Raw genomic sequence first — 16,836 nt, 5'->3', positions numbered from 1 at the left:
ACTCCCGTATTAAGATAAATATATGGTTATCCTGCGTAATGCTTCAATAGATTAGGAACATCTAAAATCAAGGCGATACCACCGTCTGAGGTAATTGTTGCCCCAGCCATACCAGGTGTCCCTTGCAATAAAGCATCCAATGGCTTGATTACTACTTCTTCTTGGCCTATTAAAGAATCCACCACAAAACCAACTTGCTGAGTTCCGATTTGCACAATAACCACATGGCCTTGTGCTTTTCGTAATGATCTATCAGCCCCTTTGACCAACCAATGCTCTAAATAAAACAGCGGTATCGCTTTCTTACGAACGATAATAGTCAACTGACCATCAACCACATTCGTTTTAGTTAAATCCAAATGAAATATTTCATTTACACCGGCCAAAGGTAAAGCAAATGTTTGCTCACCAACTACCACCATTAATGTGGGTAGAATCGCTAAAGTTAACGGCACTTTGATTTCAAGTATAGTGCCAACACCTAATTCCGATTGGATATTAACGGAGCCATTAAGCTGCGTGATTTTGGTTTTCACCACATCCATTCCAACACCACGCCCTGATATATCTGAAATCTCTTCTTTGGTAGAAAAGCCTGGTGCAAAAATTAAGTTATAGGCTTCAGTATCAGATAATCGACTCGCTTGATCATGATCTAACACGCCTTTATTAATCGCGATCTTTTTAAGTTTCTCTGCATCCATTCCTGCGCCATCATCTTTGATGGTCAGTAAAATATGATCGCCTTCTTGAGAAGCTGAAAGTGTGACTGTACCTGTTCGAGATTTACCACTTGCTTCACGCACGTCTGGCATTTCAATCCCGTGGTCAACAGAGTTACGTACTAAATGCACTAATGGGTCAGCTAAAGCTTCAACTAGATTTTTATCTAGGTCAGTTTCTTCACCAACAAGTAATAAGTTTATATCTTTTTTCAAACTACGCGCTAAATCTCTTACAACTCGTGGGAAACGACCAAACACTTTCTTAATCGGCTGCATTCGGGTTTTCATTACGGCACCTTGTAAATCAGCCGTAACGACATCGAGATTAGAGATAGCTTTACCCATAGTTTCGCTATCAGTATTTGTTGCTAAGCTTACTAAACGATTACGAACCAATACTAATTCACCGACCATATTCATTATTTGGTCAAGGCGCTTAGTATCAACACGAACTGTTGTTTCTGCTTGCGTTGGTGCTGGTTTTTTAGCTACCGCAGCTGGTTTATCAGCAACTTTTGCAGGCTGACTCACTGGTGCTGGCTTAGAAACTGGCGCAGGAGCAGCAGCTTTAGGTGCTGCGGGTGCTACTTTTGGAGTAGCCGCTGCAATAGGTGCTTCTTCTGTCGCTTTTGGAGCACTGCCTTTACCATGTAATTCATCAAGTAATGCTTCAAATTCATCATCACTGATTTCATCATCGGTTTGACTTACCACGGGTTTATTTACCGGTGCTATTGGGTCTTTTGGTGCTTCAGGTTTGCTGACCGGAATATCATTACTAACAGCACCAAAACTACCTACACCATGTAATTCATCCAATAAATTATCAAACTCGTCATCGGTTATATCACTACTATTAGCACTACTTGCCGTCGTACTTGATATTATCGGACTTTGTCCTTTGCCATGAAGTTCATCAAGCAAATTTTCAAATTCATCTTCCGATATATCATCAATTTGTGTATCGGCTTGCGGGCTATCTACTTGTCCATCAAATAACAAATCAAATGCAAATGGATCGTCACCTGAAGCTGACTCATCATTTACTTCAGCTGGTGCTTCTGTAACTTCGATGGCGCTTTCTTCATCAGCTGTGGGCGGTTGCCCCAATCTATGCATTATCGCTAATAATTCAGGATCAGCAGGGGTCGGCTTTTCTCTACTTTGAATTGTAGCGAACATCTCATTTATAGTATCTAATGCTTGTAGGATAACATCCATCAGCTCAGAATTTACTTTTCGAACACCCTGGCGTAACAAATCAAAAACATTCTCTGCACCATGACAAGCATCAACTAACTCGGTCATGCTTAAAAAACCGGCGCCGCCTTTAACCGTATGAAATCCACGGAAAATTGCATTGAGCAACTCGGTATCATCAGGGTTATTTTCAAGTTCTACTAGCTGTTCTGATAAAAGCTCAAGAATTTCTCCAGCTTCAACTAGAAAATCTTGTAAAATATCTTCATCGACTTCAAAGCTCATGCAGTCTTCTCCTCTTAGAAACCCAAGCTTGATAACAAATCATCAACTTCATCTTGTCCTGAGACAACATCATCACGTGATTCTTTATCAATTATTGGCCCTTCAGGACCTGCAAGTGTATCTTCAGCAGGCGGTGTTTCAATGGCTTGTTGTTGTACTTTAGTGTCGCCATCATCATGGGTACCAAATGCAGTAAGCAAATGGATTAAGCTATCTTCAACTTCTCTTACAAGTTCAATAACACGGCGAATTACTTGCCCAGTTAAATCTTGATAATCTTGTGCCATCAATACATTGGTCATTAGACCTTGTAATTCATCAGTCTTAGAATGCGAGTTATTCATAAACTTATCTAAGCTATGGCAGAGCGTTTTAAACTCGCCCAATTCAATTTCACGGTTCATCAAACGATCCCATGTGGGTTTGATATGTGAAATTTCATCTGCTAGTTGCTGAGCTATAGGTAAACTAGCCTCTACCGCATCCATCGTTTTATTAGCAGCACTTTCTGTCATTTCCATAACATAATTGAGCCGCTGTTTAGCATCCGGTAAGGCTTCGGTGGTTAAATCAGCTAGACGTGTATCGAGTTCAAAATTTTTCAGCGCATCATGAAGTTGGCGAGTTAACTTACCAACTTCTGCAAAAAGTTCTGACTGCTCTTTTGACGCCGCATCTAGAATTAGTTGATCAGCTTTGTCTTGTTCACCGTTTTCTAAGTAAACCACAAGCTGACGGGCTTGCTCTAAACTGATCTGAGGCGCAGCAGGTGCTGACATAAGCCTCTCCTCTTTATTTAACCTAAACGCTCAAACACTTTTTCCAATTTGGTTTTTAGTGTTGCTGCAGTAAATGGTTTAACGATGTAGCCGTTAACGCCGGCTTGTGCAGCAGCTACAATTTGTTCTTTTTTAGCTTCTGCGGTTACCATTAACACTGGAATATGCTTAAGCGTATCATCCGCTCTGATTGCTCTTAGCAAATCAATACCTTGCATTCCAGGCATATTCCAGTCTGTCACAACAAAATCAAACTCTTGATTTTGCAGCATCGGCAAAGCTGTTGAGCCATCATCAGCTTCTTGCACATTAGTAAAACCTAAATCCCTTAACAGATTTTTGATAATACGTCTCATCGTCGAAAAGTCATCAACAACAAGAATTTTCATGTTTTTATCCAAAACATCCTCCGGTGAGGTCTGAACCTATATTTACTTACTACTAGTTTATCCAGTCATTGATTTTTGCTTTAAGCTTAATCATCGCCTGACCATGTATCTGACTCACACGCGATTCACTTACATCGAGTATGTGCCCAATTTCTTTTAAATTCATTTCATCATTGTAGTAAAGCGATAGCACTAAACCATCTCGTTCTGGTAAAGACTTTATTGCCTCTAGCAATGATTGATTAAACTTATCATTTTTAACATTATTAAAAGGCTTATCTAGTGCTAAATCATGTCCAACTGGTGTAATTACATCTTCATCAACACCAAGGTCTTCAATGCCTAGTATTTTACTAGAATTCACATCATTAAGAATATGATGGTACTCATCTAGCGTAATATCAAGTTTTTCAGCAACTTCAATATCTTTTGGTTCACGATTAAGTCCACTTTCTAACTCTGATATCGCTTCTGCAACCATACGACTATTGCGATGCACCGATCTTGGAGCCCAATCACCACGCCTCATTTCATCAAGCATAGCACCACGAATACGAATACCTGCAAATGTTTCAAAACTGGCGCCTTTAGTGGCGTCAAAGTTTTTCGAGGCTTCAATTAAACCAATCATTCCTGATTGAATTAAATCATCCAACTGTACACTTGGTGGTAAACGAGCAATTAAATGGCACGCCACTTTTTTGACTAATGAAGCATGGCGCTCAACAATCACATTTAAGTTCTGTGTAGATTGATATCCCATCGCTTTATTCACCGATGCCGTCATAATTAGCCGTTTACTAATTTTTCTATGAAAAATTCTAAATGGCCAGATGGTTGATTAGGTATAGGCCATTTTACTGCTTTTGTCGCGAGTGTTTTAAATGCAATTGCAGCTGGTGAGCTAGGAAACAGCTCTACGATTACTTTTTGACGGCGCGTAGACTTTCGCATATTTTCATCATAAGGCACCGTTGCAACTAGTTCCATCGACACATCTAAAAAACGATCTGTGACTTTAGATAACTTTGCAAATAACTCATGACCTTCACGTATACTGCGTACCATATTAGCGACTATTTTGAACTTGTATACGCCGTGTTCACGACTTAATATTTTAATAAGCGCATAGGCATCAGTAATTGAAGTGGGCTCGTCACATACGACAACCATCACATCTTGTGCGGCGCGCGAAAAACTGAGCACCATATCTGAAATACCGGCTGCAGTATCAACAATTAATATATCAAATTCGGTATTTAGCTCACTAAAGGCACGAATAAGACCGGCATGCTCTGATGGCGATAATTCAACCATACTCTGCGAGCCGGAGGTAGCGGGAACTATTTTTATCCCTGCGGGGCCTTCAACTAAAATTTCATCGAGCTCACATTCACCCGACAATACGTGAGACAAGTTACGCTCAACACGTAATCCTAACATCACATCACAGTTTGCTAGGCCTAAATCGGCATCCAATACTAATACTCTGTTTCCGAGTTGACCCAAAGCAATCGCAGTATTAAGTGAAACGTTTGTTTTACCAACGCCTCCCTTACCACCAGTGACAGCGATAACCTTAACGCCGTTATTATTGTTTTGACTCATTTTACGCAGGCCACTTGCTTGATCTAATACTGTGTTAATCATACATCCCTACTGTGCTTGACGCTACTGCTTGACGTCGCGAATGTTGTGCTTTTGTTCTTTTTAAATACAATTGTTCAGCTTTTTTTACTAATTTCTCTGCATTAGCCACCCGGATGTCCTCAGGAACTCGCTGACCATTAGTAAGATACCCTATTGGGAGGCGATTTTGAATCGCTATACTAATTATCTCACCTAAACTTAGTGATTCATCTAATTTGGTGAAAATACAGCCACTTAATTGTACTTTTTTAAAGTGTCTTACGGTTTCTTGTAAAACGTTAATTTGCGCTGTTGCACTAAGCACCAAGTAATTGCGAATATCAACTCTTTGATTGCGCATTAAGGTGTTTAATTGCTCTGTTAAACGTAAATCACGCTGACTCATTCCCGCCGTATCTATTAATACTAGACGCTTATTTCGTAAATGGTATAAAACTTCAGCTAATTCATTAGCATCTTTAACTTGCTTAACACCACAGCCGATAATACGTCCGTATGTAGCTAGTTGCTCATATGCACCAATACGGTATGTATCAGTTGTGATCAGTGCCACTTTATCAGCACCATACTTTTGTGCACCCAACGCAGCAAGTTTTGCAACTGTCGTCGTCTTACCAACCCCTGTTGGACCTACTAATGCAAATACACCACCTTGACGTAATATTTCATTATTAGTTGTATGCATCTGATTTTCAATCATTTGCAATAAGGCTTGCCATGCTTGTTGACGTGATACATCGTCAGGAATAAAGCATGCCATTTGGTCTGCAACTTCACTATCAATCCCCATACCTATCAAGCGATCTATCATGCATGCTCTTGTTGGGTCACGACGAGCCATATCCTGCTGCATTAAACCTGATACTTGATGCTCTAACAACTGACGCATTGCGGCCATTTCATCACGCATTGCTGTTATCTCATCTGTTTTTGCAACCTCTTTAGTAGGCATTGAGGTATCTAGATCATCAAAATCACGGTCTAAGTCGTCATCAAAACCTAAGCTATGAGCTTGAGTTTGTGGGCGTGACACTGGCGCGGTATCTCGATGATAAAAATCTTGTTTAGGCTTTACTTCACTGTGTTGACGAGCACTGTGTTTTTGTTCTTGGTATTGGCTGCCTGTATCAAATCCAGATTGACTAAACATTGATGCAAGTTCAGGTGAGCGTGGACGTGGTGTTTGACGCTCTAACAATGCTTGCAAGCTATCTGCAACTTTTGCTTGTGGTTCAGGCTGAGAGCGCTGTGGTGCTGGCTTTACAAAGTTTGAATTTGTTTGTGCCTGCGCAATAGCTGGTTTTGCTTCAGGCGCTTTTGGGGCTGCTTTGTCATAATCAACAGCGGCAACGATTTCAACACCGTTCGCAAGTTTTTTATTTGACATAATAACCGCATCAACACCTAGTTCATCTTTTACTTCTTTAAGTGCCGTGCGCATATCTTTAGCAAAAAAACGTTTAATTTTCATAATTCAACCCCTTTAAAATCCGATTATTGGCCTACTGAGCTGACAATCTTGATCTGTCTTTCGTCTGGTACCTCTTGATAAGACATCACCCGTAACCCTGGTATGGTGTACTTAACAAAACGAGATAACACAGTGCGTAACATTCCTGACGTTAGCAATATCGAAGGTTCACCTGCCATTTCTTGATTTTGATGCGCTTCATTTAATGATTGCTGAAGTCGCTCTGCAAGTCCTGGTTCAATTCCGGCACCTTCGTCGCCTGCATTCTGTAGTGACTGATGCAACATCTGTTCCAACTCAGGCGCCAAGGTTATGACAGGGATTTCTGATGACATACCAACAGCGTCCTGAACAATTAATCTACGCAGTGAAATTCGCACTGCAGCCGTTAATACATCAGGGTCTTGGCTACGTGGGCCATACTCTACTAGGGTTTGTACTATTGAACGCATATCGCGTATTGCGACACCTTCATTTAATAAATTTTGTAAAACTTTAACGATTGTTGTCAACGGTAATACATCTGGGACTAAACCTTCAACTAAACGAGGGTGACTCTTAGCTAGCATATCAAGTAAATTTTGTACTTCTTCATGGCCAAGTAGTAAAGCTGCACTATTTGTAAGTAGTTGACTAATATGGGTCGCGACGACAGTGGCAGCATCTACAACGGTGTAACCTAATGATTGCGCTTCATCTTTTTGATCGGGTTTAATCCAAACTGCATCTAAACCAAAAGCAGGGTCTTTCGTAGCAATCCCTTTAATCGCTCCAAACACTTGTCCCGGGTTAATCGCTAACTCGTCACCATGTTTAAGCTCCCCCTCACCACTTGAAACACCCATCAGAGTAATTCTGTATGCGTTTGGATCTAATTCTAAGTTATCGCGAATGTGTACTGGCGGTACCAAAAACCCTAACTCTTGAGAAAGCTTTTTACGTACACCTTTAATTCGATTTAGTAGCTCACCACCTTGTGATTGATCAACGAGCGGAATTAAACGATAGCCCACTTCCAAACCAATTACATCGACTTGCTGAACATCATCCCAGCTAAGTTCTTTTTGCTCTTTTTTATTTGCAACACCTGTTCCTGATGCACCACCATTCGCTGTTTCAGCTTCTTTTTCCGCTGCGGCTTTGATCTTACTTTGTTGAGTGTAATATGCTAAATACCCCAGTAGTGCACCAAGGCTTAAAAATGCAAAGTGTGGCATGCCTGGCACTAAGCCCATTACAATCAAAATGCCTGAGGCGATAAATAGTGACTTTTCATTGCCAAGTTGTTTCTTAAATTGATCACCCATATTGAGCGATTCATTTTGACGGGTTACTACAATGGCCGTACCAATTGAAAGGAGTAATGAAGGTAATTGAGCAACTAGGCCGTCACCAATAGTAAGCAAAGTGTATACTTCCATTGCATTACTAAAACTTAAGTCATGTTGGATCATTCCAACAAATAAACCACCTACAATATTGATAATCAAAATAACGATACCGGCTATGGCATCGCCTTTTACAAACTTACTGGCACCATCCATAGAACCATAGAAATCAGCCTCGCGAGTAACCTCTTCACGACGGTCACGTGCTTGCTCAGCGCTTATAAAGCCTGCGTTCAAATCAGCATCAATTGCCATTTGCTTACCTGGCATTGCATCAAGGGTAAAGCGTGCAGATACTTCTGAGATACGGCCCGCACCCTTAGTGATTACTACAAAGTTGATGATGATCAGAATTAAAAACACCACTAGACCAACTGCGTAATTTCCGCCAATTACTACGGAGCCAAAGGCTTCAATAACTTTACCTGCAGCATCGCCTCCATTATGGCCTTCTAAAAGTACAACTCGAGTGCTGGCAACATTGAGCGCTAAACGCATGATGGTTGCAATAAGAAGTACAGCTGGAAACATGCCAAATTCTACTGGCTTCATGGTGTAAACTGTCACCAATAACACAACTAGTGCTAAAGCTATATTAAACGAAAAAAGAATATCGAGTAAAAATGGCGGTAACGGTAAAATCACCATTCCCAGCGCAGCAAGTACCAGTAAAGGGGTACCTACACCTTTTAAATACTCTTTTTTATCTCTATTAAGTTGTTGTAATACAGCTTTAAATTCCATAACTCTACAATTTCAAAAAATTGACACTACACGGAATTTGCAATAACTATTCCAGTTATTAATTATTTATTAAAATAGGTTAATAACTAAAAATCAATGCTTGTAGGCATCGGGGATGGGGAGGTTTTTATTAAGTTTTGTCGGGCGTTTACCACGGCCTTTTTGAAAGCGCTTAAGCTGAAAGACAAATGCGAGCACTTGCGCTACAGCCGTAAATAATTGATCCGGTATTTGATCGCCCACCTCAGCGGTATGATATAACGCACGCGTAAGCATTGGGGATTCTACAATTGGCACTTCATTACCTAATGCTACTTTTCTAATTTGCATAGCCATCTCATCCACACCTTTAGCAAGCACGATTGGTGCACCTGCACGCTCTGTGTCGTACTTTAATGCAACAGAGTAATGTGTTGGGTTAGTAACAACAACGTCAGCATCGGGCACATCTTGCATCATTCTACGTTGAGACATTTGTCTTTGAGTTTGCCTAATCCGCGCTTTTATTTGCGGATCACCTTCGGAGTTTTTATATTCATCTTTTACTTCCTGTAAAGTCATTTTAAGTTGTTTATGATGAGTATGACTTTGATAAGGAGCGTCTATTGCTGCAATAATTGCCATGGTGCATGTGAGTCCTAAAAACATCCACGCTAAAATTTCTAAAGAATGAAGAATGTTCCCGGGCGCCCCCTCAATACTCAGATGTAGAATTTCATCAAAAAAGGTATTAATCAAAAAAACAGCAAAACCGGCGACCACTGTAAATTTTAAAATAGATTTAATCAATTCAACGCCTGCTTGCGGCCCAAGCATGCGTTTAATACCTTTAGCTGGGGACATTTTACTCGCTTTGGGTGCCGCAGCTTCCCAGCTAAAATTGAAGCCGCCTAACAGTGTATTACCAATAATACCCGCTAAAACAATAATAAAAACAAACATCGCCATTGGAAAAACAAGTGCATCGGCAACTTCAGCCCAAACAGAGAACATCTTTGTTGTATCGTATGTTTCACTGCGATTTAAACTAAGCATTCGGCCCATAATATTATACAGACCTTTACCTATATCAGGGCCGTACATTAATAAGGAGATTGCAGAAAAAATCAGAACGAACATGGTACCCAACTCTTTTGAACGGGCTACTTGGCCTTTCTTTTTCGATTCATCAATTTTTTTACCCGTGGGTTCTTCTGTTTTTTCTTGACCTGAATCTTCAGCCATCACTGCCTCCTATGGGGAACAACCAACTAAAGTACACATTAGCTCAACCATTTTTAACCATTGAAATTCAAATTGAGTCATAAAGTTACCAAGGGTAGCCCAAATAATGACTAAACCGGCCACCAATGTAAACGGAAAACCAATTGAGAAAATATTTAACTGCGGGGCTGCTCGGGTCATCACGCCAAATGACAGGCTTATAACAAGCATTGCAGTTAAAGGTGCAAGTGAAAGAACTAATGCAGTGGTAAACATCCAGCCCCCCCAAGTAACAATATCCCAATAATGATCAACCGCCCACCACGTACCATCTATTGGTAATACTTGAAAACTATGTACCACCATTTGAATCATCATTAAATGACCATTAAAAACAAAAAAGAGTAAGGTGGCTAAGATTAAATAAAATTGCCCTACTGCTGGCACACTCATACCGTTTGAGGGATCAACTACCGACGCAAAACCAAGGCCTGTTTGCATTGCCAATATTTGACCTGCTATTACAAAGGTATTTAGCATAAGCAGCGAAGCAAACCCAATTGCAACCCCAATCAACATTTGTTGGATCACCACAAGAACCATTTCAAATGAAAATAAATTATTGAAACTAGCGGGGGGCAGTACTGGGACAACAAGAAAAGTAGTGACTACAGCAAGACCCATTTTTATACGTGTAGGGACATTTTTTGCACCAATACCCGCCATTACCATGATCATTGAGCTAATGCGTACTAGTGGGAGTAAAAAATCGCTGAGCCATTGAATTATTACTGAAAAAGGAAATTCCATATTAACCTGCAATTTCAGGAATTATCAGCACCATGCGTGTAAAAAAATCCATTAACTCTTGCGTTAACCAATGCCCACCGACGATCAGGGCGCTAATCGTAATTAATAAACGTGGTAAAAAACTTAATGTTTGCTCATTAATTGACGTTGCAGCTTGAAACACGGCAACGACTAAACCTATTATCAGACCAGGTACAACGATTGCCGAAACTAATTTAATAACAAGAAACAAAGCGCCACTTAAAATATCAACAAATACTTCTGGTTCCATACTAGCCTCTTAATATTTAAAAGCGCTTCTATTAATAAACATTGTCATTCGCCAAGACCAAAACTTTTTGCCAATGTCCCCATCACTAAACTCCAGCCATCAACAAGTACAAACAACATTATCTTAAATGGCATGGATACAATCATTGGCGATAACATCATCATACCCATGGCCATTAATACTGATGCAACCACTAAATCAACAATCAAAAAAGGAATGAAGAACATGAAACCGATGATAAATGCAGTCTGTAATTCACTGGTGACAAATGCGGGGATAAGTACTATTAATGGTGTATCTTCGGGTGAATCTAATTTATCGTAACCGGCTATTTTTGCAAACGTTTCAATATCTTTAATACGCACTTGTGACAGCATAAATGCTTTCATTGGTTCTTTTGCAAGCTCAAGGGCTTGTACGGATGTTACTTGCTCATTGAGATAAGGCTCAATCGCTTGCTCGTTCACCTTTTGATAAACCGGCGCCATGATAAAAATACTTAAAAATAGTGACATACCTAAAAGTATTTGGTTTGAAGGCGTTTGCTGCAACCCAATTGCTTGACGCAAAATAGCTAATACAACAATAATACGAGTAAATGAAGTCATCATAATAATTGCCGCTGGAATAAAACTCATGGCGGTCATTATCGCAAGTACTTGCAAAGTCACAGAGTATTCTTGTGAACCATCAGCATTGGTAGTGATGTTCAGGGCTTCAATCCCTTCGGCACTTACAGAGGGCACAAAAACAAGGGTAAGAAGAATAAGCAGCCACTTAGTCATATTATAGATTCTTTTTATTTTGATTCGATTGTGGGTTTAGTAACTTGCCAAAGCGTTGTACTAATGCCGGTAACTCTTTTTCTGTTAGCGGGGTTTCGAGTTTATGTAAGTAATTGATGCTATGAGGAGTTACCCCTAGTAAATGCTGACAATTATCAATTTCAACCACCATTAACCGCTCACGAGTACTAAGTGGCAAACTTCTCACAATTTTAAATTCGTCACTGTTAGCAATATTCGGGTTGAGCTTTTTAACCAAAAAAGCCAGTATCACTATCAATACTAGCACCATGACTAATGACATAACCATCGAGATTAAATCGCCAGAAGCGGCAGCTTTCGGTATGACTGAGCTGCTCGCTGTTGATAATAAAAGCCAACTGCTCATCGCAGTTTTTTAATCCGTTCAACCTGGCTTATTACGTCAGTTAAGCGAATACCAAATTTATCATTTACGACGACAACCTCTCCATGCGCGATCAAGGTACCATTAACGAGTACATCTAATGGTTCACCCGCAACGCGATCTAGTTCAACAACCGAGCCTTGGTTTAGCTGAAGTAAATTACGAATATTAATTTTAGATCGCCCAACTTCCATTGAAATTGTAACGGGTATATCTAAAATAGTATCAAGCTTGCGCTTTTCATCGCTGCTCATTTCATGCTTAGCATCACTTAACTCATCAAGTTCAGCAAGTTGTGCATCGCCGCTATCATCGGTGCCTTCTGCTTCAGCTAACGCAGCAGCCCACTCATCCATTGTATCTTGGTCATCGCTCATACATTTAACCCTATTTCTTTACCAGTCTAAATCTACACCATCTGAAAGGTGTAAGTCATCTTCTAGTTCTGCTAATTCTGCATCTGAATCAAGTTTTTTGCCACCTTTAGTAAAGACGTGCAGTTCTGATTTAACTGATTCAGGACGTTTAATTTTTTCACTGATTTGTAAAGCTACATTATCGCGAGAGCGACCCATTTTCGCCCTATAGGTAGGTAAGTCTTCAACAAATACAGTAATATGTTCAGGCATTTCAACTGGAATTATATCGCCAGCTTTAAGTTCCATAATTTGCGCTAAAGTTAAATCAACTTCAAGTAGTTGCGTTGACATTTCAACTTCTACATCCATTATTTCATCGCGCAGCGCCTTACTCCAGCGAAGATCTGTATCTTCTGTATCTGATTGCACACCGGCATCGAGTAGTTCACGAATAGGTTCAAGCATGGAATATGGAAGTGCAATATGAAAATCCCCGCCGCCGCCATCTAATTCAATGTGGAATGAGCTTATTACCACCACTTCTGTGGGGCTCACAATATTCGCCATAGCAGGGTTTACTTCTGAATCAAGATATTCAAATGAGACATCCATAACCGGCGCCCATGCTTCTTTATAATCTTCAAAGATTATTTTTAGTAGCATTTGCACAATACGTCGTTCGGTGGGAGTAAATTCACGGCCTTCTATTTTTGCATGGTAACGGCCGTCACCACCAAAGAAGTTATCCACTAAAATAAATACTAACCGTGCCTCCATGGTGATCAATCCAGTCCCTTTTAGAGGACGAAAACGCACCATGTTCAAACTTGTTGGCACAAATAAAGTGTGGATATATTCACCAAACTTTATCATTTGCACGCCATTTATGGATACTTCTGCCGTACGTCGCATCATATTAAATAAACTGATCCGCATATGGCGAGCAAAGCGCTCGTTAACAATTTCCAACGTTGGCATGCGGCCACGAACAATACGGTCTTGTGAGGAGAAATCATATTGGAGTGTATTACCACTACCATCTTCACCATCTTGTATATCTTCCTCTTCAACATCATCAACACCATGTAAGAGGGCATCAATTTCGTCTTGGGATAATAAATCGCTCACGCTGACCCCTTATTGCATCACAAAGCCGGTGAATAATACCCGCTCAATAACTTTGCTTCCTTCAACATCAGTGAGCGCCGCTTGCACCTTATCAAGGGCAGCAACGCGAAGCGTTTCTTTACCTTCGCTCGTTCCTAACTCATCAGCTGTAGTGGTTGAAAGTACACCCAAAAGTGTACTTTCAATTAAGGGTATATGTTTTTTAGCTGTTTCTTCATTTACATCACCACGTACTAATAATTGTACTTTTATTTGCACTATGCGGTCTCTGCTAGCTCCTGGGACGTTAAATACAAATGGTCGTGGCATTGCAACATATAAAGCACTGCCAACAGAAGCCCCCGATGTTGAACTTTCAGCTTCTTGAGTTGTAACCGTTTCTTCAGCTAATGTTTCTTCTGGTGAATCAGAGCCAGACATTAAGAAAAATCCAACGGCACCACCGATAACAAGCACTGCAGCAGCAATAATAATTATTAGCTTTTTCTTACTCTTACCGCCATCTTCAATTTCTAAATTTGCTTCTTCTGCCATGATGGTTTCCTCTATGCCTTAATAATGGGCATATTACGAGTATCGTATGCCCATCAAGTTATTTATTCTTATGCTTTTATAATAGCAGGTGTTAGGCGTAGTAATCTATTGATGATGTCGATTGTTGTCCTGACATTCTCGTATTTTGCTCAGCTAATGTACTTTCACTCTCATTTTGCTGCTGATTATTTGCATGCTGACTACTTTGCGATTGCTCATCCGCTCCAGATCCATTTTGGCTATTACCTTGCTCAATACTGCTTTCACCTAATTCAATACCTTGTTGAGCTAACATTTCTCGTAATTTTGGCATTGATTGTTCGAGTGCTTCTTTAGCTTGTTGATTCTGTACTACAAAGTTAATTTGTGCTTGCTCTGCGTCGCTGCGAATACGTATTTGCATGCTGCCCATTTCTGGTGGATCAAGGCGAATCTCAGCTTCTTTATTATTGATACTTAATAAGGCACTCACTCGCTCTTGCAATAATTTTGCGGCATCACTTTTCACTATGTTTAATGCTTGGAGTAATGTTGGATCCAAGTTCACTTGTTTTGTTTGCGACGTTGGGCTTGCCTGTTGAGCTTGTAAAACCTGCATATCTGTAATTTCTTGCTGATAACGCTGCTCACTACTTTCAGCTATTGGCGCTGCAAGTGTTGCGACCTGCCCTGTAATTTGTCCAAATAACTGATTGATACGCCCTACTGCTGACTCTCGCGGTAAAACCTGTTCTTTGTTATGACTTTCAAGCAATGCATCTTTTATCACTGCTTGTTGCGTCTCTGATTTTACTACGGCCTCTTGTGTAACTGACTTAATCAATGCCTCTTGCGAAGTCTGAGCTTTGCTAGCCTCTGGACTTGTTACAATGCTTGCAGCTGTACTATTTAAAACTTGAGCACTTTGGGGGGGGATCACTTTTTCTGATTTTTGAGTGTCCGCGGCCACGTGCAATTGATCAAGTTTATCAATAACCGCCGTCACATTATTTAATGCCGCGCCTTTTGGCTGTGCCGTTGCTAAAAACTGTTGTAATTGAGTCCTCAAGGCCTGCTTATCAGCATTATTTAACTGTCCAATCGCAACATCAAGCTCTTTACTTACTTTTTCTGATTGCGACATTAATAATGGTTTTTCAACTGTATTTTGAGCTACTTTTTCATTTTTGTTTACTAACTCAGTAATATATTGTTTAAAGGTATCAAGTTTAGCCGGCGTCACCCCCTCCTCAACTATCACAGCAGCTTGACTCTGAAGGGTTTTACGCTGTTCATCTGTTAGATTAGCTAATACAGGGTTACTTTTTATCTCTGTCGCTGACTGGCTATTAAGTAGTGCTTTACTTGCTTTTTCTATCTCAATATCACTTGGTAATATATTTGCTGCCTTATCCGCAATAGCTGCTTCCTTAACTAAATACTGTGAAGATGATGCCACCTGATTTTTAATTTCTTGCGCTGTATTTGTAAGATTGTTGCTAGTCATTACGCGTTTATCTAGGTTATCTGTAGATGTGTTATTTAGTCTATCCGCTGCGTTATTATCTTTATTAGGCACTTCAACTTTATTAGGTACTTCAACTTTCTGTGTTTTATCGCTTGGTAATATAGAAGCTGTCTGTGTCGCTTTATTTTCGGATACTAATGACGCTGTACTTTGTAACTTATCAAGAGGTATAGGCTTAGCATCTTCCTTAAGCACTAAACCACTTTTATTGTCAGCAGTGTTAGTCTCAACTTGATTTGAGTTGTGAGTTTTTCTTCGTTCAATCAATTCATCTTTTTCATTACTTACTTGAGCACTGACTGTTGGTGCATCTTTGGTGCCTATTGCTGTTATTTGCGGTTCTGCTTTTGCAGTTTGCGTTGTAGTATTAATTACATTTGCTTCGCCATTATTCACTACACCTTGAGCTGTGTTAACAGGCACGCTTTGCGCTGCATCGCCTTTCTCTTGAATATCGCCAACAATTGGTTCAACAGGTATTGGCGTAACAGTATCACCTGGTCCTTTATTTATCTTTACATTCAACTGCTTATCAATTGCCTCTGAAATGATAGTCTTCCCACTGATTACGGCTAATCTAGGATCAAGTAATTCACTAGTATCGTCAGCGGGTACAGGTTCAATAATAGGTGTAATATCGTCAATCGGGCGAGGCGCTTTAATATAAGGGATTGAAGGATCAAATTTTTCATGTGTTGCGCGATCTAGCAAATTTCCAATCGAGTTTGCATTGGCCACTTTTGGTGAATTAACTCGTGTATCGATGCTATTAGCTGCATTTATATGAGCAAGCATAGCGTCACCAGAACTATCTACTTTATCATCACTTTCAGCGCTGCTCGCTAGTATATCGCTTTCAATTAATGTAAGTTTTTCTTCGGCCGAGTTTGGTTTAGCTTCAACTGAGTCAGCCTTTGTTTCATCTGTCGCTCGACTAGCCTTCACCTTTAACGTATCAGCATGGCCGCTGGCATTTTGCAAAAGACTAAAAAAATCACTTGCTGTACTTTGCGGATCTTTGGCTTCACTGCCCTTTTTAGTTAGCTGGACATCTTGTTCAGTTGAAATGAGTACTGATAGATCACTAATCGCCATAATTCACCTACATAATAAGTGGCAACTTGCCGCCGCAGCTTGCCAGAATAAATACTTCACTGATAAATAAAGCAAGTTATGTGCCTAAGGTAAAAAAAGCAGAAAAT

General features: G+C 40.2%; 16 protein-coding genes. All 16 read right to left on the bottom strand.

Annotation, left to right across the window (positions count from 1 at the left end):
- Positions 1–26: 26 nt before the first annotated feature.
- The gene (locus ACJJVX_RS09595; RefSeq protein WP_054203296.1) at positions 27–2,210 is read right to left on the bottom strand and encodes a chemotaxis protein CheA; all 2,184 of its coding nucleotides are present in this window, start codon (positions 2,208–2,210) and stop codon (positions 27–29) included.
- A 14-nt stretch (positions 2,211–2,224) separates the two neighbouring features.
- A complete protein-coding gene (locus ACJJVX_RS09590; RefSeq protein WP_054203297.1) occupies positions 2,225–2,989 on the bottom strand; it encodes a protein phosphatase CheZ in 765 nt (254 codons plus the stop codon).
- Positions 2,990–3,006: 17 nt separating this feature from the next.
- Positions 3,007–3,390 carry a chemotaxis response regulator CheY gene (gene cheY / locus ACJJVX_RS09585; protein WP_054203298.1) on the bottom strand — a complete coding sequence of 128 codons (384 nt, stop codon included), beginning with the start codon at positions 3,388–3,390 and terminating at the stop codon, positions 3,007–3,009.
- A 40-nt stretch (positions 3,391–3,430) separates the two neighbouring features.
- Complete coding sequence (locus ACJJVX_RS09580; RefSeq protein WP_054203478.1) at positions 3,431–4,141, bottom strand: RNA polymerase sigma factor FliA; 711 nt, start codon at positions 4,139–4,141, stop codon at positions 3,431–3,433.
- Positions 4,142–4,167: 26 nt separating this feature from the next.
- A complete protein-coding gene (locus ACJJVX_RS09575; protein ID WP_054203299.1) occupies positions 4,168–5,028 on the bottom strand; it encodes a MinD/ParA family protein in 861 nt (286 codons plus the stop codon).
- Complete coding sequence (gene flhF, locus ACJJVX_RS09570; RefSeq protein WP_054203300.1) at positions 5,021–6,499, bottom strand: flagellar biosynthesis protein FlhF; 1,479 nt, start codon at positions 6,497–6,499, stop codon at positions 5,021–5,023. The genes ACJJVX_RS09575 and flhF overlap by 8 nt, the downstream gene beginning before the upstream one ends.
- A gap of 23 nt (positions 6,500–6,522) precedes the next feature.
- Complete coding sequence (gene flhA / locus ACJJVX_RS09565) at positions 6,523–8,631, bottom strand: flagellar biosynthesis protein FlhA (protein ID WP_064435374.1); 2,109 nt, start codon at positions 8,629–8,631, stop codon at positions 6,523–6,525.
- Between the two features lie 93 nt (positions 8,632–8,724).
- Positions 8,725–9,855, bottom strand: coding sequence for a flagellar biosynthesis protein FlhB (gene flhB, locus ACJJVX_RS09560; protein WP_054203302.1), 1,131 nt, complete (start codon positions 9,853–9,855; stop codon positions 8,725–8,727).
- Between the two features lie 9 nt (positions 9,856–9,864).
- Entirely contained in the window at positions 9,865–10,644 is a 780-nt protein-coding gene (fliR, locus tag ACJJVX_RS09555) for a flagellar biosynthetic protein FliR (RefSeq protein ID WP_054203303.1), read from the bottom strand.
- Between the two features lies 1 nt (position 10,645).
- Positions 10,646–10,915 (bottom strand): flagellar biosynthetic protein FliQ, encoded by a 270-nt coding sequence (locus ACJJVX_RS09550; RefSeq protein ID WP_054203304.1) that lies wholly within the window; start codon positions 10,913–10,915, stop codon positions 10,646–10,648.
- A gap of 44 nt (positions 10,916–10,959) precedes the next feature.
- On the bottom strand, positions 10,960–11,700 hold the full coding sequence (fliP, locus tag ACJJVX_RS09545) for a flagellar type III secretion system pore protein FliP (protein WP_054203305.1): 741 nt from the start codon (positions 11,698–11,700) through the stop codon (positions 10,960–10,962).
- Between the two features lies 1 nt (position 11,701).
- Positions 11,702–12,088, bottom strand: coding sequence for a flagellar biosynthetic protein FliO (fliO, locus tag ACJJVX_RS09540; protein ID WP_169327112.1), 387 nt, complete (start codon positions 12,086–12,088; stop codon positions 11,702–11,704).
- Entirely contained in the window at positions 12,085–12,483 is a 399-nt protein-coding gene (fliN, locus tag ACJJVX_RS09535) for a flagellar motor switch protein FliN (RefSeq protein ID WP_054203307.1), read from the bottom strand. The genes fliO and fliN overlap by 4 nt, the downstream gene beginning before the upstream one ends.
- An 18-nt stretch (positions 12,484–12,501) precedes the next feature.
- Complete coding sequence (fliM, locus tag ACJJVX_RS09530) at positions 12,502–13,593, bottom strand: flagellar motor switch protein FliM (protein WP_054203308.1); 1,092 nt, start codon at positions 13,591–13,593, stop codon at positions 12,502–12,504.
- Positions 13,594–13,602: 9 nt separating this feature from the next.
- On the bottom strand, positions 13,603–14,127 hold the full coding sequence (fliL, locus tag ACJJVX_RS09525) for a flagellar basal body-associated protein FliL (RefSeq protein ID WP_054203309.1): 525 nt from the start codon (positions 14,125–14,127) through the stop codon (positions 13,603–13,605).
- 91 nt (positions 14,128–14,218) lie between these two features.
- The gene (locus tag ACJJVX_RS09520) at positions 14,219–16,729 is read right to left on the bottom strand and encodes a flagellar hook-length control protein FliK (protein WP_405631210.1); all 2,511 of its coding nucleotides are present in this window, start codon (positions 16,727–16,729) and stop codon (positions 14,219–14,221) included.
- Positions 16,730–16,836: the final 107 nt, after the last annotated feature.

Source organism: Pseudoalteromonas sp. Ld20 (assembly GCF_045064175.1).
In the GTDB taxonomy this organism is placed as follows: Bacteria; Pseudomonadota; Gammaproteobacteria; order Enterobacterales; family Alteromonadaceae; genus Pseudoalteromonas; species Pseudoalteromonas neustonica.
The sequence above is the reverse complement of the archived record's forward strand: the minus strand, read 5'-3'. Positions and strand labels throughout refer to the sequence as shown.